The sequence below is a fragment of the Roseimaritima multifibrata genome, assembly GCF_007741495.1.
GTDB classification, from domain to species: domain Bacteria; phylum Planctomycetota; class Planctomycetia; order Pirellulales; family Pirellulaceae; genus Roseimaritima; species Roseimaritima multifibrata.
In genome coordinates this window covers 4,955,781-4,978,491 of record NZ_CP036262.1, presented here as the reverse complement: position 1 = coordinate 4,978,491, position 22,711 = coordinate 4,955,781, and the positions used below count along the sequence as shown (strand labels likewise).

Genomic DNA, 22,711 nt, shown 5'->3' with positions numbered 1-22,711 from the left:
GCTTTAGTACCATTCCGCAACGTGCTGGTCGAACATTTTGATTGCTAAATCCTGGGCGGCCTGATCGTCCAAGTAGGATTGGAAAACCGCTTGCTCTGCGGTGAGGCGATTCCACAGCGTGACTTCGGCACCTTGGTAAGCGGTCCACTTTGTTTGATGAACCGAATCCTGGCGTTGCGATTGAAGGAATTGGTACCGCTTCGCCAGCATTGCCTGAATGCCATTGCGTACGATTTCGTCGTCGTGGTTTAACAGCGGAAATAGAGCTAGGTAGCCCTCGTTGTTGATCGGGTGAACACTGATTTGGACGGCCGGAGCGATTTCACCCGCCATGACTTGTTTGACGTTGTAGCGATGGACTAGCCAGTCGACGGGCAGTAATGCGTAAATCACAACGGCCAACGAAAGCACCCACAGCTGTCGCCGGAGCAGCCAAAGGAAGGATCGTTCTTGAATGATTTTTATCAGTACAAATACGAACCCAACCAGGACCGTGGTGATGCCAAACAGTCCGATCGTTCGCATCCGTGTCATCCCGTTGAAATCGATGTAAATCGCCATGCGGTTGTAAACGGACAGGGCCAGCAGAAGGTTTTGTAGCGACCAAGCCCAAGCCAGTTTGCGTAGCAGGGAACGCCGCGGGTCAAGCAAAGTATCGCCGCGAAAAATGAATGAGAGCACCACCGTTGCAAGTCCCAACGCAATCGTCAGCCAAGCGGCTCCGCGATGAGCATAGCCCGCGTAATAAAAACCTTCAGGGAAATCACGAAACCAGAGCGTGCTGAATTCGAAGCAAAGGTAGACGCCAAACAAGGCAACCACCGTCAGCAGCGAGTTGCGAAAAGGAACGTAAAGGCTAGAGGGTTGTTCCTCGGCGGCCGTAGCCAAGGTTGTAATTTCCGGACGCGGTTTGACTAAACGCGGACGGACGGAGCCAAATCCTAAGTAACCAACCATCATGCAAAACAGGATTTCGGCAACCGATAAATTCTTGAGCAGATCGATCAGGCTGTTGCCGAAGCGGGTGGCTGCATTGGACACGTATTCGATTAGTGATGGATTGGCTAGGATGAAAATCCCGCCAAACAAGATCAGCACTACCAGCGGCAGCCCCAAATTCAGCCAGCGTTTGGGATTGGTTTGTTGGCGACCGTGGTAGTACCCGTCCAGATAACAGGCGATACGTCGATAGCTGATTAGCGGTAAACTGCCAACGTAATACAGCCAGTCGGGCGTGTAGGGGACGAAGTTGGCGAGGGCGTACACGAATGCAGGGATCATTCCCAGGCCGATCCAAAAAGCCAGCCCTGACCCCTGCCAGACCAGTCGCAAAATCAGCATCGCAAGAATCGTGATACAAGCGACGGTAGGAATTCCAAAACGCGGCCGATAGACGCCAAACGCGATTAAGATCGCGATGGCCGCCAAAGCGACCGCATACCCGCTGTATCCGCCGCTGTGGTAGATCAGCCGATCCGAAACCGCGACGATTGCTATGACCGCAGCGATTTCCTTGAAGTTGATTGGCGACTCTTCCCAGCGTTCCCAAAGCGGGCGGATTGGATTTTTATACATGCGAAAATGCCAATCGGATCCCGCCGGAAAGACTGCGGGTGCAGGGAGAAGAATAGGAAGTACGCATCCACCCGCAGGCAAATGCTAAACACTATTCTAACCTAACGAGGCCCGGATCCCACTACTAAGCCAAGTAGGCCGGATCAAAGAGCGACAGCGATGCCGCTCCGGCAGGCACTTTTGATTGATGATTTGCCGGAGCTTCGTCGCTATCGCTCCTCGATCCGGCCTACACTACTAAGGCAAGTAGGCCGGATCAAAGAGCGACAGCGATGCCGCTCCGGCAGACACTTTTGATTGATGATTTGCCGGAGCTTCGTCGCTATCGCTTCTCGTTCCGGCCTACACTACCAAGCCAAGTAGGCCGGATCAAAGAGCGACAGCGATGCCGCTCCGGCAGCCGCTTTTGATTCATGATTTGCCGGAGCTTCGTCGCTATCGCTCCTCGATCCGGCCTACACTACTAAGACGTAGCCAAGTAGGCCGGATCAAAGAGCGACAGCGATGCCGCTCCGGCAGGCACTTTTGATTGATGATTTGCCGGAGCTTCGTCGCTATCGCTCCTCGATCCGGCCTACACCACTAAGGCAAGTAGGCCGGATCAAAGAGCGACAGCGATGCCGCTCCGGCAGGCATTTTTGATTCATGATTTGCCGGAGCTTCGTCGCTATCGCTCCTCGATCCGGCCTACACTACCAAGGCAAGTAGGCCGGATCAAAGAGCGACAGCGATGCCGCTCCGGCAGGCATTTTTGATTGATGATTTGCCGGAGCTTCGTCGCTGTCGCTCCTCGATCCGGCCTACACTACTAAGTCAAGTAGGCCGGATCAAAGAGCGACAGCGATGCCGCTCCGGCAGCCACTTTTGATTGATGATTTGCCGGAGCTTCGTCGCTGTCGCTCCTCGATCCGGCCTACACCACTAAGGCAAGTAGGCCGGAGCTTCGTCGCTATCGCTTCTCGATCCGGCCTACACGACTTAGACGGTAGGGCCGGTTTCTAGTTTGGACCGGAGCCAAGGGGCACCGTCGCCAGACGGTGGTTCTTGCGGTCTGCCCACGCTCTGGCGAGCGTAGCTCCGTGACGCTTAGCCGTTTTCGTATTCGACCAAACTGAGGTTCGGATACTTTTCGATGACTTCATCGATCACGTCAAATCCGATGCTTGAAATGTTGGCGATATTCAACCATGTCAGCTGGGGAAGCGAAGCCAATTTGCGAACGCTATCGTCATTTAGAAGAGTCCCAGCAACATTCAAACGTTTCAGTTTTTGGAACTTCATTAGCGAATCAAGCGAAGCGTCTGTGATCGAGCATGATTTCAGGTTGAGGTCTTCCAGGGCGGTCAATCCACCGAGGGCCTGCAACCCTTCGTCGTCAAATTTGGTTTCCCAGAGGTTCAAGAAACGAAGCTTGGTCAACGTTTTCAGTTCTGCGAAGGCTTCGGGACTGATCAGACGGCACTCGCTCAAATCGAGGTAGGTGACATTTGGCAGGCCGGCGATAATTTTGATGCCTGCATCGTCGATCGAAGTATTCCGCAGTTCTAAGCGGTCAAGGCGATCCAGTTTGGCAACGTTTTCAAAACCTTTGCCAGTGATATCGGTTTCACGAATTCGCAAGCGTTTTAGTTTTGTCAGTTTTGCGACTTCTTTCATGCCTTCGTCACTGATCTGGCAGGCATCCATCTGGATGGATTCCAGCGTTGGCATCGCCCCAAAGACCACAAGCGAGGGGTCGCCGATCGAGGTGCAGTAATTGACGTTGATCGATTTCAGTTTCAGGTTTGCCAGATCGGCAACGCCTGCATCGGTTACCTTCGATTTTTCTAGCTGGATGTCGGCCAACGATTTGATTTTGGCTAGGTGTTTCATGCCAGCGTCGCCGATGTTGGTATTCCGAACGTCGATAGCCCGTAATTTTGGCAGGCCGGAAAGGAGCGCTAGCCCGTCATTGGAAATTCCCGTCCGCCGCAAGAACAATGCTTCCAGGTTTTCCAGTTTGCCGATCGTCTTCAGCGTTTTGTCGGTGATTGCGGCATCGCTTAGGTCCAGGCGAGTCAGATTTGTCAGCTTGGCAAGGGATTCCAGGCCTTTGTCTTTTAGTCCCGGTCCCGACAAACGGACGATCCGTACATGCGGGAGGCCAGCAAAGGCGGTGAACGATTCCGAGAGGTCTGTTTCCCCACCGGCAGCGATTTCGACAACGTTGCCATTCGAGTCCATCGTCAGTGAAAAACCGGCATCCTGCAAAGCGCTGACCGCTTCGGCGGATTGAACGGGGCCCTTGGGTTTGGCTGGTTTGGGAGCCGCTTGGGGCGTTCCTGCTGGAGATTGCCGGTTGATGAGCGGGAAGGGTTTGGGAGTGACTGGATTGGGGGTCGCTTGTAGCTTGGCACGCATCTTAGCCAAGGGTTCAAAAATCCCTTGTTGTCCGTAAACCAGCGGGCTAAACGTAAATACGAATAGGCAGGCTGTCAGCACTCGGCAGATGAATGGACTTACTTTGGGGCGGCTGGTCACGAACGGAAACTCCACTTCGAGCAGTAAACAGGGGGGGCGGATCGGTGAAACGGTATGAAGATCGCTTTTGAACGAATGTGAACAGCTTAATCCAAGGAATGGTTATTGGGGACTGAACAATCAGAACCTATGCACGTTTTCACCGAATTGATTGTTTCTTGTGGTTCTTGTTGGTATCCTTTTAGTAAAGGATTGTATCCCGAAATCTCGCTTCGGGACAACAATCTTCGGGACAACAATCAGAACCCACCTTTACCATGTGAACCTCACCTTTGGAGATTATGAATGGCTCAGCCAAAACATCTTAAAACCAGTCCTTCGCGCCGGCGATTTATGCAACAGTCGGCGATTTTAGGGGCCGGTGTTTGGACTGGCACGCAAGTGACCAGTCGGTTGTCGGGTCAAGAGTCAGCACTGAATGCTCTTTCGGCAGCTTGTGTTGGAATCGGCGGCAAAGGTAGTAGTGACTGCAGCCACATCGGTGAGCAAGGGGTTCGAATCGCAGGTCTATGTGACGTCGACCAAGGCAATTTGACCAAAAAGGGACGTGAATTTCCCGATGCTGCCAAGTTCGATGATTTCCGCGAAATGCTGGATCAATTGGGTGACAAGGTAGATATCGTCACCGTCAGTACCCCCGACCATACGCACGCCGCGGCCGCTGTACGTGCGATGCGAATGAAAAAGAATGTCTACTGCCAGAAACCACTAACCTGGTCGATTGGTGAAGCCCGCCTGATGCGTGAAACCGCAGCAGAGACGGGGGTTGTAACTCAAATGGGCAACCAGGGGACCTCGGAAAATGGTCTTCGTGAAGCGGTTGAAGTCATCCGCAGCGGCGCTATCGGCGACGTCACCGAAGTCCACGTTTGGACTAACCGACCTGTCTGGCCTCAAGGGTTGGGACGTCCGGCCGGTGAAGATCCGATTCCTGAAGGTTTGAACTGGGAAGCATGGATCGGACCAGCTCCGATGCGTCCGTTCAAGAAGGGTGCTTACCACTCCTTCAACTGGCGTGGTTGGACCGATTTCGGAACCGGTGCCCTTGGCGATATGGCTTGTCACACCACCAACATGCCTGTCATGGCGTTGGAATTGTGGGATCCCGTTGCTGTTACGGCCGTCAAGAACCCAGGCATCTTCGAAGGCGAAACCTTCCCAGGTAGCTCGACGTTGCAGTTTGAATTCCCGCAACGCGGCAAATTGGCCCCGACCAAGTTCATGTGGTACGACGGTGGCAACCTGCCTGATGAAGCCCTCATTTCGCAGTTGCCTGAATCGTTCCAGAAACGTGTTAAGGCTCAGCGTGATGGCGATGGCAAAGGTCGCAAGACCAGTGGTGCTGTTTTGGTCGGCACCAAAGGCATCATGTTCTCGCCAGATGATTACGGTGCAAAATTCTACTTGCTTCCAGAAGAGAATTTTGTCGATTACAAAAAGCCAGAACCTGTCCTTCCAAGGATTCCGTTCAACGGCGGTGGCGACCAACGCCACAAATGGGAATTCGTTTCGACTTGCAAAGGCGAGTACGAACCGGGAACCATGTCGAACTTCGATTATGCAGGTCGCCTGACCGAAACCATCTTGGTCGGCAACTTGGCCATGCGAGCCGGCGAAGGTCAGCGGATCGAATGGGATGCCAAAAGTATGACCAGTCCAAACGTTGCCGCCGTCAACGAATTCGTCAATCGCGAATATCGTGGCGACTGGAAATTGTAAAAGACTGACAGACTGCCATGAGGGTGAAAACGCTCGCGGCTAATGTCGAAGAATTTGAACGAAGAGCATCCAACGATGCTCTTCGTTTTTTATGCGCCGCGTAGGACTCGGCGGATGATGTCGACGGTCGCTGCGTCTTGCTCGATGGGAAGACGCTGGTGGAGGAACTGCGTTACTTGCGGGTCATCCATGGTCCCTAAAATCGATATCGCTTCGCGGCGAACCTGAGGCTCGGCGTCCTCGGATAGCCAGAACAGCCACTGCCTTGGGTCATCGCCAGGATGATGTGCCAGTTCATTCAGCAAAGCCAGGCGGACGCGAATGTCGGGATCTGCCAACCGTGCAGCGAGTAACAAATGGGGTTCATCAAAACCTCGCTTCTTTAGTTCATGATGCGCTGAATCACGCATCTGTGGGCGAACGCTTCGCAGCCAAGCGATCACGCTCCGCGTCGAATAGGTTTCAAAGGGGCTGTCCCCGAGGTGTTGCGTTAGGTGCTGGACGGGGGCGACAACCTGATGCAAAGTGGTCTGCTCGGTCACCATGGTTGCCTGCGGAGCGCGAAGCGTTGCGGTGGTCGACGCGTTGGCCTCTTGCAGGGGCGTTGGCTCCGATGATTGCTCTGCCGTTTGCTCCGTTTGCACAGCGGCAGCCGGATCAGCGTTGGTGTCCGACGCACTTGCGATCGAGGGGGCGGCCGGAAGCGGTTCCGTTCGGAGGGCAATTTGAGGCGTTGAGAGGGCGTTTGAGGAGGGCCCGCTTGGACGCTGGGTCGGAAGTGTCAGGTTGGTCAAAAGCGAGGTTGCTGTACGGTAGGCGGCCGTTCCGTCGGTGGTGGAACGTTCAACGGTTTCCACAATCGTCCGATTCAGAAGCATCGTCAACCAGTTTTCGCGGTCGCTGGGGATCGATTGGTTCGACGCATTCTCGAGGATGGATTGATCGGTGCCGTAACAGGCTGCTAAGGATTCGGCCAAACGGCGATGCCGCGCATCCGAAGCATCATCATCCAACGCCAGCCAGTCCTGTTGCAATTGCTGGAGAAGATCGAAGGAAGCCTGTGCGACACCGGGGTGCATCGAACCGAGCTGCTGGACAAGGAACCGTGTCCCTCCAGGCTCAAGCTGTGCAATTTGCGAAAGACGTTCACGTTGGACGCTGGCGGGAAGATTGTCCCAGTCCGAAGTTAAGCGGTTGAGCAACCAACGTTGTGAACCACTCTGAAACGTCAGCACTCCCGCAAGACAGGCGATCACACCGACCAGCACTTTTAGTGATTTGTACGCTGGGATTCGTCGAGGCGGGACGGCGAAAGGATTGTCCATGGATGGCGATCGCGGTCGGGTCTTAACGGAGTTATGGGAAATCTAAATCGAAAGGGGCGAATCGAATTTTGCTTTCCCACTGGGAAAGTCGATTCAGGGCGAGGTCGACCGGGATCATGTACCACCACCGATCCTCCCCTCGCTTAGGATCGACCCTCCTTCGCAAAGGAGAGTGAGATACTTGTGTCACTTTCAGTGACGCAATGGTTTGACTAACAAGCGATTCGTTTCGCAGATTGGTAGATCGCGGGATTCAGCGAAGGGTCGTTATACATTTTGAATTGACGGTAAGTCTTGTGTTGTTTACGCCCGGCAAACAAATCGTCTAGCAATTGTGAAAGTGCGAACGTTAGGTCGCTGTGCTGGAGACGGCAGATCGCGATGCGTTCGGCAACTTTTGCTTTGTGGTCGCCATCGGCGTCGGTGCGGTGCAGTTGTTCTTCGTAGTGGTACAGCCGAAGCGACATGATCGACAGGCGATCGATTGTGCTGCCAGCGGTTTCGGTATTGATCGGAGCCGTATCGGCGGCCATGACGTTGGCGTCATGCAGACGGACAGTAATCGAATCGTCTAGTTTCTCGATCATGTCGTTGCGTTGTTGATTCAATTTATCAATGGCGCGTTTGACCTGAGCGATTTCGGTGTCGCTGACCGACGGGCTGCGAGCCACATCTTCTTCATGCCACAATCGATAATTGAATTCATGTTGCTGACAGACCAGCGCGAGAAAACCTGTGTAGGGGTTTTCGATATCCTGTTCGTGCCATCGAGCCACCAATTCTTGCTGCAGATTGACAATGCTGTCAGCGTCTATGTCATGTCGAGGATTCGATTCAGTCATCGCGGTCGCTCCTGGCAGCCGAGGCAAAGGATAGGACCGTCCAAAGTGTTGTTAAGGATTTGAGAAAAGGCGACGCCAGCCGCCGCGAAATCGGAAGGAAATCCCTTCCGAAACCACCGAATCCGGTAACTGATCTTTAAACGGTTTTAATAGAAAAAAGGACGATTCGGTACCGATAATCGTCCCTAAGCGCGATCATAGAGAAACCAGTCACCTCAAGACAATACGAATTCCGACGCTGGGAATTTGAGGGTTCTTTGATGCGGACGCAGCGGAACAAGGATGTAAAGGAAGGATGAACCGAGCGTTCTTTCGCGCGGGACACGAAAAGAATAAGCACAGAAAATCTGGCTCCCCTCGCCCCTGAGTAAGGTCGTGGTCGCTGAAGAAACGTTGGCGAGTTCAGTGCGTCGTCACTGCGTTTGGGTTTGGCAGAGCTTGCTTCGGGGAGAGGGGGATTTGCGCGAGGCGATTTTGCAGCGAATGTCCGGTTAACGCGATGTGTTTTAAGCGTTCATGTCACGCCTTACCCTGCCTCTGTCGGCCCCCTCTCCCCCAGCCCCTCTCCCCCAAAACAAGCCATTGAATCACGGTCGATTGGACCAAGGGACGAACCGTTGCTCTAATATCAAAACTGTTTTAAGGGAGCTTGTTTTGAGGGCGAGGGGAGCCAGATTTTGTTTGCTTGTTCGCTTTATGTCCCGAGCGAAAAGATGCTTCCTAAAAGCTACTTTCGCAGAGCGACAGGCTACAATCCGCGCGACGGCGTTTATTTTTTCTCCATCTCTCTTGCCTTGGAAAGCGCCGACGCCATAAGCCCCGCAGGGACTGAAACCACACCTAGCCCGATCAATAGCAGTGCGAAGGTGAAGATTCGGCCGCCGGCGGTGACCGGGTAGATATCCCCATAACCGACCGTCGTCAGCGTGATGACTGCCCACCAAAGGCTATGGAATATCGATGCGAAGGCTTCCGGTTGGGTGTCATGTTCAAAGTGGTAGATTCCGACGGCGGCCAGATACAACAAAATGATGGTGACACAAAGGAAGAGAACAATCTCTTCGCGAGCGATCAGAAATGCTCGGTGAAATCTTTGAATGGCTTTGCTATACCGAACGAGTTTGAACATCCAGAACAGACGCAGTAGCCGGAACGCTCGGATGGTTCTCAGGTCGATGCCAAACGAAAGGTAGAACGGCAAAATCGCAAGCAGGTCGATGATGCCAAAGAAGCTAAAGACAAAGGAGAGTTTGCGGTCGGCAACCAAAAACCTGAGCAGATACTCGGCCGTGAAGACTAAGACCGTCACGACTTCGAAGATTTGCAGGAATCGTATCCACTGGGGATCAAGGTTCGGCAGCGTTTCAACGCTAAACGCGATCAGCGAGAGGACGATAAGTAATTGGATCGCCAGATCGAACGCGCGACCGATGGTCGAGTCCGAACGTTCCACAATATTTTTTAGTGTTGGCACGGAGCTAAAACGTGTCCTTTCGAGAGACTTGCATCCTACAAAGAGAGATTTTGACAAGCGATTCGCAATCAAACGAGCTGACGCTGGCACAGCAAGGAATGTACTAGCCCAGTGACGATTTGCCAATCAATTGAGGCAAACCGTACGGCCCGTGCCGGGAAACCCTCTCGGCGAATAGGACGCACATCGATGTGCGATCAGAGGGGGGATTGGAAGCGGCGTTCCCAATTCCATGTTCCACCGCTACGGTTCGTTTGGTTCGCGATTGTGGTTTCCGCTTCGCGAAAGTGACACCGGCGGGGCAGCCCAGGGCCAGGCATTCGAAAGTTTCTCATTTGCTGCACCTCCTCGGTCATGCGGCGATTTGAGGGCAAAGAAGCAATCGGCGGATGAGCGCGGAGGTGCCAGTACGTAGGTGGCATTAAAAAACCCAGCGGGTGTTTACCACTCGCTGGGTTTCGATTTTTCGCGATTGAATTGTCTTCGTTTTCTACTCAGGAGATTGCGAAGGTTCGACGCTCGATTGGTCGTTGACGTAGGCGGTCACGTAGTTGACGACGGTGGCAGCTTGACGCAATTCGATCGGCGAAAAGAATCGGACGGTTCCGGTGTACCGGCTTTCAATTCGATTCTTGGCCGCAAGTTCTTGCCAGCTTTTGTTGTCGGTGAGGTGCCACGCGGCTGCTTGAGCGGTGTTTTGTGCGACTTGTCCGCGTCCCAGCAGGCTACAGATCGCGGTAACGCGTTCGTCTTTGGTCACCAGGTCCAGCGGGACAATTTTGTAGGCCATTTTGGCGTGTGGTTCTGGTTTGTCGTGTTCGAGGCAAACGGTGGTGAGGGCAACTTTCATGGTTCGTTCAGGGGGGATTCGCATCATGCCGCCGCCCATACCGCCCATTCCTCCGCCCATGCCACCCATTCCGCCCATGCCGCCGCCCATTCCACCCATGCCGCCGCCCATGGATTGTCCCATGCCGCCACCCATGCCGCCCATTCCACCCATGCCGCCGCCCATTCCACCCATGCCGCCGCCCATTCCGCCCATGCCGCCACCCATTCCGCCCATGCCGAATTGAGCGTTAACGGGGACACCTGCGAAGGCTTCGGGAAGCTGGATTTGGAGCGGTTTGTCGGTCAGATTTTTGACGACAAGATTGGCTTTTTCAGCGCCATTGGGAATGAATTTGACATCGATTTCACCAGCGTCCATGGCCTTGAAGAATTCGACTTCAGCGACCGCTTCTGCGTCGATACGTTCCGCCTTCGCCTGCAAAGAGAGTCCCATTGTCAGGAGGAGCGCCGGTGCGATCCAGCGAAGCGACGAGACACTAAAATTCCAAATAGCCATGTGGGGACCTTTAAACCTGTTCCTTTGAGAACACTCACCGTGCGAAACGTCACTGAGAACCATGGACAGGATCCGAAAATATCAGTGACTCTGCTTCCAGCCTACTCAATTGACTGGGAAACTCCAAAAAAATATTTGTTATCGTGGGCAGGATTCCACTCTTTCGGTCTCATTTGAGGCCGATCCGCCAAAACCAAACCGCAAAATCCTCATCATCCAACCTTTCGTGGTGAAAACGGAGCAACCAAGGGCGGATCAGTTGAACCAGTTCAGCCGGCGAATTGACCTGCCCGACCCGCGTTCCTAGCCGCGTCGGCGTCCCTCCCAAAAAAACGGCTCGCCGCTTGGGGGTTTCCGCGATGACCCCCAAAACAGTGGTCAGCGGTCGTGAACATCCGTTGCTGCAGCCCGATATCGCGAATGGAAGAGGGCCGATTGCAGCTTCCTCAGCCATCCGTTGGACTGCCGTGGACCATTCTTTCCATTCCGTTTCGGCCGGAGCGACCGCCAGCGGGCAGGTTGGCATCGCCGGGCAAGCTCGGTCGGCGATTGGAGGCAGCGGCATCGCGCCATCGGTCATCCGGGAGCGAACGATCAAGTCGTGATCGGTGCCGACGCGGATCGGGGCCGATTCGGTGGCCCATCGCTGTAGTGTGGGCAAATCATGCTGGTAGATCCTGCCACAGGGAAAATGCCATCGCCGCCAAGTCTGCCCGTTGCTAGCGCGGACCTCTGCGGGGTGCCGTCCAGGACGGGGCAAGGCTGGGGGACTTTCTCGGACAAGGTCTATCTGATCGCCCGCTTGTTGCCGAAACTGATCGACAAGAATCGGAATGCCGGTTCGCTGGACGACGTATTTCCATCGCTGGAAATGCCGGGACGCATCCAGGCTTCGGCGGGCAAACATCCCCAGCAGCATTTCGGTTGCCTGGGAAGCCTTTTCCAGCGGGATGGTCCCCAGCCACAACGCTAGTTGCGGCGAGGAGCGGTTGTCGTCGGCACGATAGGACGTCGATCCTCCAACATACAAATCGACCAATGGGACCGAGGGTGCGCCCGTTTGAAATCGATCCGAATGAAAGCTTGCCGTCCGCACAACGATTCCCAGGTCGTTGCTTAAAACGTCCGCGCAGTCGTGGTGGTCCGACGCGATTCCGATTTTGAATTTATGCGGCAGTTGTGAAATCGATTCTGTGGCGGGGGGAGGTTTGGGCGATGCTGACACCGGCGTCGATCGTTGCTCGGAAAAGCGATATTCAAAAGCCGAGCCGCGGGGAAGAAAATCGTTTCCCAGTCCAATCGCTAGATCTCGCACCGCTTGTTCGGCAGCGCGGAACCCTTCCCGGTCGCTTGGGGGCAAGGGGCAGCAGGTCAGATTGCGAACACTGTTGCCGCAGCTGCCCAGCGTACTGAGTAGGTGGTCGCCGAACTTTTGCATGAGTTCATCGGAGGACTGTCCGGCGATCCCGTGCAACTGGATCGATTGACGCATGGTTAGGCGAAGCGTTCCGTCCCCATATTCCTCGGCCCATTTAAGCAGCTGTACCAATTGAGACGCAAGGATTCCGCCGGCCGCGGTGCGGATCCGCACCATCCAGCTTCGGCCGGCCGGAATGTGCCGTCCAGCGGGATTGGCGGCTCGCCGCTTCTGTTGATACCAGCCGCGATTTCCAGCGGCGACGCGAAACGATTTGCCGAGTGCATGGTCGAGCAAAGGCCCGGGGGAAGTAACGGTATCCCAGCGATCCCAAAACTCTTTTTCCTGTCGATCCGGCAGGGCCTGAAGTTGACCGGAAGGGGCTCCTGACGCATTGTCACCGGGGGCACCCAACGGGTCTTGGAGAGAAACCCATTGCACGCGTTGAAGATCGATACGGCGGGCGATTTGATCGGCCAGCGGCCCGAGGGCTTCGTGTGGCTTTCCCAAAAAGCGAAGTTTTGCGAAGCGATGTTCCAGATCGACTTCGGTGGCAACCAGGACGATCGGCAACGACGTATTCGCCAGCACCGCGGTCGCTTCGTCATGTAGCCGAAGTGCCAGACCTTCGGCGGCGATGGAACTTTGCTGGTCTTCCTCTGAAGCAAGGCGAAGGACTTCGCCTGCCAGTTCCGGAGGGTTTTCTGCGGAGGTCTGATCCGGATGGATTTCTGAGAGCCAGTCGGCGATCCAAACCCCTTCACCCGTTTGCACAACGACCGGTTGTAGTCGTGCTGGCGCCAGGTCATGGATGGTGCCGCAGTGAATCAGATCGCCGGCGGGTTGCAAGCGAACCAACATCGTCCGAATCGAACGCGAAGTGGCGGGCTGCAGATCGTGCTTGTCGCCGAACGAACCGTGAAGCGGGTTGTCGGCGTTGTGGGTCACCGGAGGGCTTCCTGGAATGCGGCGGACAACCGTTCCCGACCAATTTGTGCCTTCTTGCCGTCGATGACCGTGTTCACCTGCAGTTCACTGGTATTGATCATCTGCACGTTGATGTCGGCTCCGGCAAGGGCGCGAAACATGATCGTTCCGACGTTGGTATGGCTGCGCAAGCCGATCCCGCTGACGGTGACCTTTGCGATCCCTTCGCCACCTTGGACATCGCGAAGGCCATGCCGTTTCATCAGCGATTTGGCGACTTCCAAGCAGGTGTCTAGATCTTTTTCGGGGATCGTCATGCTGACGCTTGTGCGGCCGTCTTCGCCATCGATGCCCTGTACGATCATGTCGATGAAAACACCCGCTTCGGAAACCGATTCAAACATGTCTGCGGCGATTCCCGGAGTATCGGGGACGCCGCGCAACGTGACGCGAGCCTGATTCGGCATCACGTCGATTCCGGTCAGGGTTAGTTCTTCCAGTGCATCGCTTTGCAGCCGAGCCACCAGCGTGTTGACGTCTGCTTTTTCGTGTCGTTCGGCGCGGATCTGAGCCCACGATTTTCGTTCCGCCGGTTGATCCATCAATTTGAAAACTTGGTGGACCGCTCGCAAGGCATTGCTTGCTTGGTCACGGGAAACCAACACGGAGATTTTAATTTCGCCGGTGGTGATCATTTGAATGTTGACCCCCGCATCGGCGAGTGCACGGAACATTTTATGAGCGACGCCGGTTTGTACCGCCATCCCCAACCCAACCACCGAGACCTTGCTGACTTGATCATCGTGGGTGATGCCGACGGCGCCCAGTTGAGTCGCCGCAGCGGAGACGGCTTGGAGGGTCGATTCCAGATCACTGTGCTGGACGGTGAAGGAGATATCGGTGCGGCCGTCGTTCCCAATGTTTTGGACGATCATGTCAACCGCAATTTTACGGTCGGAGATCGCCGAAAAGATTTCCAGGCTGGTTCCTGGAACATCGGGAACCCCAAGGACGGTGATGCGGGCTTCGTCGCGAGTCAACGCGGCTCCGCAGACACTTGCCGAAGCCGATTCGGGCTCGGCGACGATCATCGTCCCTTCGGTGTCACTGAAACTGCTGCGAACATGGATGGGAACGCCGAATTTTTTGGCGAATTCGATGCTGCGGCTGTGCATGACACCGGCCCCCAGGCTGGCCAATTCAAGCATTTCGTCATAGCTGATGACGCCGACATGTCGGGCTTCGGGGAGGACGCGTGGGTCGGTGGTGTAGACACCATCGACGTCGGTATAGATCTCACATGTCTCCGCGCCGAGGACGGCTGCGAGTGCGACGGCCGTGGTATCGCTGCCGCCCCGTCCCAAGGTGGTGATGTTTAGATCTTCGTCGATCCCCTGGAATCCCGCCGCGATGACGATATTTCCCTCGTCCAAAAGACGTTCGATCCGAGCGGTCGAAATCGATTGAATTCGCGCCTTGGTGAAGCTGTTATCGGTCCGAATACCAATTTGCCCACCGGTCAGACTGACCGCTTTGGCACCCATGCCGTGGATCGCCATCGCCACCAACGCGACGCTGACCTGTTCGCCCGTGCTGAGCAACATGTCCATTTCACGAGCCGGCGGCGTTTCGCTCATTTCCGATGCAAGGCTGACCAGCACATCGGTGTTTTTACCCATCGCACTGACGACCATCACCACCTGATGCCCCTGTTGTTGGGCTCGGACGGCTTTGCGCGCGGCAGCACGAATTTTGTCGGTATCCGCGACACTGGTTCCGCCAAATTTCTGAACAATCAACGACATCGGAAGGACTGCGGTGAAAGGAGGTGCAAAGTTGGACTAGCGAGACTTGGAGACGATGAATTGACCCATCAAATCCCAGCCAGCAGCGAGCGACCACTCACTGTTTCCTGCCGACACTTCGTCGTAGGTGGAGGCTGAATCGGGGGTGATGCCGGTTCCGGAGATCGCAAAGGGAACCATTCCATGGCTATGTTTTTTGGTGCCACATGGCGTTGGGTGGTCAGGCGTTACCAAAATTCGGTGCTCGCCTGCCGCCGACAACGCTTCACGCAGCGGGCCAACGATGTGCTGATCGATCTGCTGGAGCGCTTCGATCTTCGCATCGTGACGGCCTTCATGGGAGGCTTCGTCGGGGGCTTCGATGTGAACACAAACCACATCGTAATCACGCAAAGCTTCGACAGCCGCTTTGCCCTTGGCAACGTAATCGGTATCGAGGTATCCGGTCGCTCCTTCGACTTCGATCCGTGGCCAGCCAACCAGTGCCGCGATCCCACGCAGTAGATCGACTGCGGTGATCATGACTCCGGAAACACCGTGCCGCGACTGAAACGACGGTAGTTGCGGTGCTTTGCCCAGGCCCCACAGCCACAGGTTGGTCGCTGGGCTGTTGCCTTCCTGAATCCGTTTCTGATTCACATTTGAACCGCGGAATAGTTCACCGCTGTCGTCCATCAAGCGTTGCAAAAACGCGCTGCCGGGGCCGCGAGGGAAATCGTCGGTGACGGGCAAATCCGTCAGGTCATGAGGAGCGCTGGTTCGCGTTTCCTTGGAAAACGGAGGGGGTGTTCCCGCTTCGCCTCGATAGATCAGCAGATTTCGGTAGCTGACACCCGGGACGAATTCAAATTTGCCGGGGCCTTTGTAATCCTTCAGCAATTCTTTTTGCGCCAGCGCCAGCAGTTCGGTCGCTTCGGGCGTGGAGATGTGCCCGGCGGTGAAATCGACCATTATCTGGTCTTCGATCGTGACCAGATTGCAGCGAACGGCCCAGTCGTCAGGCCCTAGTTCAATCCCCTGGGCGGCGGCTTCTAGCGGAGCACGCCCGGTAAAATAGACATCGGGGTCGTAACCTAGCAGGCATAGGTTGGCGACTTCGCTCCCTGCGGGCAGATGCGCGGGCGTATTATTGGCGCGTCCGACGGCTCCAGCCGCAGCGATCGCGTCCATGTTTGGCAATTTTGCAGCCTGAAGCGGGGTTTGTCCCTGCAAGGCTTCTAGCGGTTCGTCCGCACAGCCATCCGGTATGATTATGACGTATTTCATCGCGGCCTCGAAGAAAACGAAGAAGTGTAACGCTATGGATATGGAAACGGAAGGGATTTAGAAAAGGAAGCCCCCGACCGTTTGGAAACGACGCTTGAGTAAGGGGGAAGGCGGTTTCCGCCTAGCACTTGCCCAGCGGTTCGACAGCCGCATCTGCCTACAGCGGGGCCGGTAAATCACGCCGGTTGAAGATCCTGTCAGCCAACACAAAGGCGATCGTTCCCAAGACCATCAAGATCAGCGGGTAGACCATCGGTCCGAAAAATTCGTCTCCTGTCGCCTGGAAACGCCACACCCCTGCCCCGGTTGGATCCCCGGCGAGGACCGTGAACTGCTGCGGTCGGTAACAGGTCAAAAAAGTCATTTGCTGAAGAATGGCTAGTTTTTCGGTCGTTTTGCCCAGCCCATACATCACGCTTTGCAACACATAGAAACCGATTACCAATCCAATCGTTCGCCAGCGGTATCGGTCCCAGCTGCTCATCAAAGTGCTCAGCCCAAGCACAAAAAATCCAAAAGCGAACAGATTGACCACGCTGGCGGCATAGACGCCGGCGTCGACGCGATCGGACATCGTGACCGATATCGTTTCAGGCTCTTTGTTCTCAAGCGGGATTTCGAAGTTAATAAAGGGGATTCGAATCGTTGCCTGCGGGACCGTTTCTTCAAAAACGGTGGTGGCGATCCCGATCCACATTCCCAACCAGATCACGCAGACCAAACCGAGCAGTCCCAGCGTGGACACGACGATATGCGAGAGCAGCAATCGGGTTCGGCTGATCGGCTGGGCCAGCAACATTTCCAGCGTTCCGCGTCCCAGTTCGCCGCTAACCACATCCGATCCTCGCGCGACACTCCAGACGACGATGCAGACCATAATGATCGGTTCGTCAAAGGTGGCGCCGATACGTCCCGGGTAGGTGATCAGTTGATCGAAAGGGATCGGCGAGTATTTTTCGAAATCGCGGAACTGTTTCAAAATCGTGGCGAATTGCTGCATGTCCAGCAAACTGACCACCCACACCCGAATCCAGGCAAAGGCGAACAAAGCCAAGCCACATGCCAGCCACAGCAGCGATGCCTGGCCTACGTACTTCTTGCAGAGGACGCGGTCGATCACTGCGATCCTCCGGTTGAGGGGGGATTCTCAACGGTCGATCCGATGTGGACTTCGTCATAGATCGCACGCAAGCCGAGCGGTTCGATCCGCATCCGTTGAAGCGGCAACTGGGACAGCCAGGGCAAGAGTGGCGTCAGGTCGCCTGCCGTATCCATGCGAACCCAGCGAGTGTTCGGTTCTGCGGGGGGAGTAAACGTATTGATTTCGACCTGCCCCTTCAGTTCCGCGGGTACGGAAAAGGAAGGCTCCAAGGTATTCGGTTCCAATTGGGCGAGGATCCGGTGACGTTGTTTCAGTTCGTCCAAGCGTTGGCGATGGGCGATGATCCCGCGGCGCAAAAAGAGGACTTTGGTACAGACCTGCTCGATTTCAGCAAGCACATGCGACGAGAAGATCACCGTCCGCTCTTCCGATTGAGCGTCCGCGACCATGTCTAAAATCAGGCCACGGACCGATGGGTCCAGGTTCGCCGTTGGCTCGTCCAGGATCAGCAGCGGCGTGCGGGCTCCCATCACAATCGCGAGGGCCAGTTTTTGCCGCATTCCCGTCGACATAAACGCGACTCGGCGTTTTAGTTCCAATTCCAGGTGATCGGCGATTTTGAGGGAACGCTGAAGATCTCCGGCCGGTTGCATTTCGGCAAAAAATTCAAGGACTCCACGCCCACGCATGTGCCGCGGCAAACGGGCATCGCCAGGCAGGTAGGAAACCAGTCGGCGAACGGCCACACTGTTTTTCGAAACGTCCAGTCCGCCGATCGTTGCACTTCCGGCGGTCGGAAATAGGTAGCCCAGCAACAAACGCAGAAGGGTTGTCTTGCCGGCTCCGTTTGGCCCCAGGAGTCCAAATACCTCCCCTTTTTGCACGTTTAGCGAACAATCGCGAAGTGCATCAAAGTCGCCGTATCGCTTGCTCAAGCCGATCGTGTGAACAATCGCTTCCGCAGGATCGAAAGCGGTCGAATCATGAACAAGGGGATGCGGCACAGGTGAGGCAGTCAACGTGAGCGATTGCGAGAAAAGTCCGTTTCAGGACAAACCAATCGTAGCACCCTAGCAAGGGGCTGTGCCAGATGCCTAGCCGTTTGTCGAAAGCCAGGTAGTGATGGGGACAAGGGGCGGGTGGGCGCGTGCTGTTTGCTTGAGGTATTGCCGGATGGCTTGCAGGCTGTCGATTTTGTCGAGACTTTGTCGTCTTTTGCTCGGGACGTGACGAAAATCTGGTTCCGAACCGGCTCGGATTGCTTCCGCCCCGCTTGGATTGGAATGAGTTGCGTCGTTGCTTCTAGCCCACAGGCTTCCGAAAGAGTTCCGTTTTTGCGCTTGCCCCGGCGGAAACCGACAGCTGCCGAAATCATAGACCGTTGCGGCAGCGACTTAGGAATTTAGAATCCTTTGCTGCACGACAGCAACCGTCCGTTATCGATTTCGCATCCCCGCGAAAGATGTTTTGCGGGGCGTTCTTTTGCGCAGCGAAAGGCGACAATCCGCGAAGAAAGCGGTTGCATCGGGCTTGCGACGGTTGATTACGACCCAGGTATGTTTTTGGCGGTTTGGGTCGTTTGGCGAATTGCGTTGGCTTGCTGGACCAGAGGATGCTCGGGCCCGGCTTGGTACGAGAAGCTACCGTCGGCCTGCGGGATTCCCGGAGGCGTTGCAGGTTTTCCAAAGCTGCATCCGCTGACGACCGCAAAGAGTGCGGCGACCGCCAGGGTGCGTTGCCACCGACGTCCAGCTTTCGCTTGATCCGTTATGCCGGGGATGAACCCCGCTGGATTGGCGATCGTTGTACGCATCGATGGAAACCGTCGAAAAATGGTAGCGAGCCTTCAAGGAAGCGCTTCGATCCGTAGGTCCCGGCGGTGCGCGAGCTGGCCGGGGTTTTATTTCCCGGCGTTTCTGCCGTTCGGCTGGATCGATCTCTTCCCTGCAATCTATCTGAACCGATCGCTGGTTAGCGTCGGTCTTCCTGCAGTTTTGCTTCGGCTTCGGCAGCTCGCAGTGCGGCCGCTTCTCTCGAAAGCTTAAATTCAGGTCCCGCAGGGAAGTACTGGACGTCGTCCTGCAGGTAATACGGACTCGGAAGCGTTTGCCCGTTGATGGACGATTGGCAACCGGTCGAAGCGATCACGACGGCTCCTAATAGGGAGGTCGAGAGGCTGATGCGAAGTATGTTTTTCAAGTGAGAACCAGTCATCGTTATTCCACAGGCTAGCGGTTCAAGTGTTATGATTGGTATCGGCGGCACAACCGGCAAACCTTCACCTAATTCCACCAAAAAAATGAGTAGTGGCGTTTAACCGGAAGACAAAAGATTTGCGGTTGGGTTTGACCAGATAGAATGAATGCTCTGGTCCTCTTCCCAAGCCATTTCGGCATCATGGGAACTCGTATTTGGAGTTCAACACTGTGCGTTTCTTCGCTTTAGCCGTTCCTGATCGCAACTGGTTTCGGGACTCAAAGGGCCTGCTGTTCGTTTGGACACTGGCAGTGTTGTCGCTGGTATCCCCGTCAGCGGAGGGGCAGGTCCCTGTTGCTGGCCAACAGCGTAGCTACCCGTCCGAAACCTATTACATGGCGTTGTCGGTCTATCGCGATGGCGACTTAAAAGAGGCGATTCAGGGCTTTGATATGGCTCTGTCGCGGGCTCGCAAGGATCGTCAGGGACGCTGGATCGATGCGATTCCGTCGCATGCAATGTTGGCAGAGTGCTATTACGAGGCCGGAAATCTCCGTGCGGCTCATGAGCAATTGGATCAGGCTTTAAGGATCAGTCAGCGATTTTCTGGCTGGATTGGGTCGTTGAAGTGGCCAGCCGCTCAGGATTCCACGGTTCGCTCGAACATAAATCGAGCCCCTTGGTGGACGGGGCCGCCCGTGGTTCCTGCCTACACACCCAATAAAGTCCCTATTTCGATGACGAGCCAAAATGTCGGAGCGGGGCCCGACGGGCAGTTGGGCGTCAGCACGACGACCACCGGACAGGCGATCGATGCGGTTGAAATTTTGCGGGCCTTGGGCATGGTCTATTACCGCCGACAAGTCCTCTTGGGGCCGTTGGCGATCGATGAACCATTGCTGCGGCAATCGATCGACGCGATCGGAAATCCTTCGGCTTCGACCGGAGTCACGGGGGGAGCGGTGATCCGCAGCGTCAAAGCGGTCGCGGCTTTGACAAACGGTGCAGGACCCAACGCGGCAGGTTCTGCCGCCGGGGCCGCAATGCTTCCAGGTGGCCAAGTCCATGCGATGACGCCGATTTTGTTGTGCAGTGCCGCCAGGAATATGGCCGCCGGGGAGCATCCTGAAGCGGCTTATCCGTTGGCCCTTCGTGCCGCCGCCGCGGCTTCGATGCTGGAGCAACCGGAATGGGCGGCGGAAGCCTTTGAGATCGCTGCCGGAGTCAAACCAGCCGCTTCGGCGGGAGAACTGTACCAGGCGTCGATTTCGGCGGCAAAGCTTTTGGCTAGAGATTCGCGTCTGGCAAGTGTTCGCATCGGTTCGGTTGCTGCGGAGTCGGCGATGGACGCCGGTCTGCCTGCCGAAGCTGCCGAGGCCTTTCAGACAACTTTAAAAATGCATTCGCTGCGACACCTGGATCTGCCGCGGCGGATGGCCTATCACCAATACGTCAACGCTCGGCTGAACGCGGCGGCAGGAAATTTGGCGGCGAGCGATTCGGCGATCCAGGCGTTGGTCGGTTTTACCGCACGCCGCGGACCCAGTGAATCGACTCCACGTCTGTACCAGCTGCGGCTGATCGAATCGGCGTCCCGCTCCGCTGCACTCGGAGGCAAGACGGCCGAAGCACTTTTGGAAGAGTACATTCGACCGCCGGCAACTTCGGTTTGGCGTCAGGATCCGGTCGATGCCCTCGGCTTCATTGCCGGAGACCGAAGTGTCGCGATGGCCGGTTGGGTTCGAGCCGCCGCTGCAAGGAATTCCGCTATCGACGTGTTGGTGCGTGGCGATGTTCAAGCTCAGCAACAGTTTTCTGCAAGTCTCCCCTTAGATGGCCGAGTCCTTCAGGCTCGCTGGTTGGCGGCCGCACCGGACAAAGCGTTGGATGAAAATGGGACAGCGATTCGCAAAACGCCACCGGCGGCTCTTGCTAGGCTGCGTCAAATCAATCTTGCTCCTTTGCCCGGAGATCCCGCTGCCCTCCGGCAGTTGTCGGCAAGCGCCGAATCGGCGGCCTACACCGCAGGACTGCAGCGATTTGAGTACCCCGTTGCGTTTCCGATTCCGTTGTTGGGCGAGAGCGATCTGGAATCGATGCCAGCGGGCGAGGCGGTTTTGGCGTTCATCCCCGCCGGCCCTGATCTGGTGGGCGTGTTGGCGACAAAAGACAAAGCAATCGTTTGGCCGATTGCCGGCAGCCGAGTGCTGCCAGGACAAGTCGCTAGAGTCATGCAGGCGATCGGAGTCGTCCGGCGTCGCGGCGGAACGGCCCAATTGCCTGAAAGCGAAGAGGATTGGAAGGTCCTTACGGCCGCCCTGGGCGAGCGATTGGTGCCTGACCTGAAAAGTCTGGAAGGGATTGAAAGCCTGGTCATTGTCCCCACCGGTGCCCTTTGGTATCTCCCTTTTGAATTGTTGCCGGCCGATCGAGAAGGAAGCCGGATTTTGGGGGATGCGGTGAAGATCCGCTACGCTCCCACTCCAGGGCTTGCCGTTCATCGACTTCCTGCGGTCGATTCGGAAGCTCCGGTCGGAATTTACGCAGACAGATTTTTTGCTCCCTCCGATGTGGAACGGAACGATGAACTGGTCACCGATCTGTTGGATTCGGTCGAAGGTGCGATTAACCTGCCTGGCGAAACGCCAATGCCCGGCCAATGGATGGGATTGATGGTGCGGCACGGAATCGTGGCCGCCGCGGTGACCCCTTCGGTAACGCCAACCCCTTATGCCTACAGCCCTTGGAAATTCGACCAGGGGATGCCCGGGGGACAGCTTGCGGATTGGCTGCGTTTCCCTTGGACGCCGCAGCAGTCGATGTTCCTGGCCGGGTTTCGAACCGGTGCTCCGAAGGCTCAAGCAAGCGGTGGAGAAGAATTGTTCCTCGCCTCGCTGGCAATGCACGCGGCCGGAGTGCCCGAGCTGATTCTGTCCCGTTGGCCTGTTGGGGGCGAAACCACCGGCTTGCTGCTAAAAGAGTATGCTCAAGAGGTCCCGTTTAGCGGAGTCGATTCGGCTTGGCGACGAGCCGTTGGGTTGTTGCGGGGGGCCGAATTTGATCCTGCGGCCGAACCGCTGCTAAGTAGCGGGGATGCCGAACGAGAGTCATTGACCGGTGATCAGCCGTTGTTTTGGAGTGGCTATATGCTGTTTGGCGGAGTGGGAGACCCGGCGGCTGCCAAGAAACCCTAGC

Annotated in this window: 15 protein-coding genes; 2 read left to right on the top strand and 13 right to left on the bottom strand. The window is 56.0% G+C overall.

Features of this window, described 5'->3' with window-relative positions:
* Positions 1–3 precede the first annotated feature (3 nt).
* Both FF011L_RS17990 and FF011L_RS17985 read right to left on the bottom strand, forming a co-directional pair.
* The gene (locus FF011L_RS17990; protein WP_145352972.1) at positions 4–1,575 is read right to left on the bottom strand and encodes a DUF4153 domain-containing protein; all 1,572 of its coding nucleotides are present in this window, start codon (positions 1,573–1,575) and stop codon (positions 4–6) included.
* A 1,086-nt stretch (positions 1,576–2,661) separates the two neighbouring features.
* Positions 2,662–4,095 (bottom strand): leucine-rich repeat domain-containing protein, encoded by a 1,434-nt coding sequence (locus FF011L_RS17985; protein WP_145352970.1) that lies wholly within the window; start codon positions 4,093–4,095, stop codon positions 2,662–2,664.
* A 285-nt stretch (positions 4,096–4,380) separates the two neighbouring features.
* Here FF011L_RS17985 and FF011L_RS17980 point away from each other — a divergent pair, with 285 nt between their 5' ends.
* Complete coding sequence (locus FF011L_RS17980) at positions 4,381–5,814, top strand: Gfo/Idh/MocA family protein (RefSeq protein ID WP_145352968.1); 1,434 nt, start codon at positions 4,381–4,383, stop codon at positions 5,812–5,814.
* Between the two features lie 89 nt (positions 5,815–5,903).
* On the opposite strand, the gene FF011L_RS17975 is transcribed toward FF011L_RS17980, so the two are convergent.
* From FF011L_RS17975 to FF011L_RS17925, 11 genes are all read right to left on the bottom strand, one after another.
* Complete coding sequence (locus FF011L_RS17975) at positions 5,904–7,139, bottom strand: HEAT repeat domain-containing protein (RefSeq protein ID WP_145352966.1); 1,236 nt, start codon at positions 7,137–7,139, stop codon at positions 5,904–5,906.
* A gap of 212 nt (positions 7,140–7,351) precedes the next feature.
* Positions 7,352–7,981 carry a DUF4254 domain-containing protein gene (locus FF011L_RS17970; protein WP_145352964.1) on the bottom strand — a complete coding sequence of 210 codons (630 nt, stop codon included), beginning with the start codon at positions 7,979–7,981 and terminating at the stop codon, positions 7,352–7,354.
* A 769-nt stretch (positions 7,982–8,750) separates the two neighbouring features.
* Complete coding sequence (locus FF011L_RS17965) at positions 8,751–9,434, bottom strand: ion transporter (protein WP_246109489.1); 684 nt, start codon at positions 9,432–9,434, stop codon at positions 8,751–8,753.
* A 511-nt stretch (positions 9,435–9,945) separates the two neighbouring features.
* Positions 9,946–10,803 (bottom strand): hypothetical protein, encoded by an 858-nt coding sequence (locus tag FF011L_RS26895; RefSeq protein ID WP_315851694.1) that lies wholly within the window; start codon positions 10,801–10,803, stop codon positions 9,946–9,948.
* Positions 10,804–10,972: 169 nt separating this feature from the next.
* Entirely contained in the window at positions 10,973–13,168 is a 2,196-nt protein-coding gene (locus FF011L_RS17955) for an assimilatory sulfite reductase (NADPH) hemoprotein subunit (RefSeq protein WP_145352963.1), read from the bottom strand.
* The gene (locus FF011L_RS17950; RefSeq protein ID WP_145352962.1) at positions 13,165–14,952 is read right to left on the bottom strand and encodes an aspartate kinase; all 1,788 of its coding nucleotides are present in this window, start codon (positions 14,950–14,952) and stop codon (positions 13,165–13,167) included. Before FF011L_RS17950 ends, FF011L_RS17955 begins: the two co-directional genes overlap by 4 nt.
* Positions 14,953–14,988: 36 nt before the next feature.
* The gene (locus tag FF011L_RS17945) at positions 14,989–16,218 is read right to left on the bottom strand and encodes a cofactor-independent phosphoglycerate mutase (protein ID WP_145352961.1); all 1,230 of its coding nucleotides are present in this window, start codon (positions 16,216–16,218) and stop codon (positions 14,989–14,991) included.
* Positions 16,219–16,375: 157 nt separating this feature from the next.
* Positions 16,376–17,338, bottom strand: coding sequence for an ABC transporter permease subunit (locus FF011L_RS17940; RefSeq protein ID WP_145352960.1), 963 nt, complete (start codon positions 17,336–17,338; stop codon positions 16,376–16,378).
* Entirely contained in the window at positions 17,335–18,339 is a 1,005-nt protein-coding gene (locus FF011L_RS17935) for an ABC transporter ATP-binding protein (protein WP_391560882.1), read from the bottom strand. Before FF011L_RS17935 ends, FF011L_RS17940 begins: the two co-directional genes overlap by 4 nt.
* Before the next feature lie 524 nt (positions 18,340–18,863).
* Entirely contained in the window at positions 18,864–19,133 is a 270-nt protein-coding gene (locus FF011L_RS17930) for a hypothetical protein (protein ID WP_145352959.1), read from the bottom strand.
* 158 nt (positions 19,134–19,291) lie between these two features.
* Complete coding sequence (locus FF011L_RS17925) at positions 19,292–19,534, bottom strand: hypothetical protein (protein WP_145352958.1); 243 nt, start codon at positions 19,532–19,534, stop codon at positions 19,292–19,294.
* A 212-nt stretch (positions 19,535–19,746) separates the two neighbouring features.
* Here FF011L_RS17925 and FF011L_RS17920 point away from each other — a divergent pair, with 212 nt between their 5' ends.
* On the top strand, positions 19,747–22,710 hold the full coding sequence (locus tag FF011L_RS17920) for a tetratricopeptide repeat protein (RefSeq protein ID WP_145352957.1): 2,964 nt from the start codon (positions 19,747–19,749) through the stop codon (positions 22,708–22,710).
* The last annotated feature ends 1 nt before the right edge of the window (position 22,711 follow it).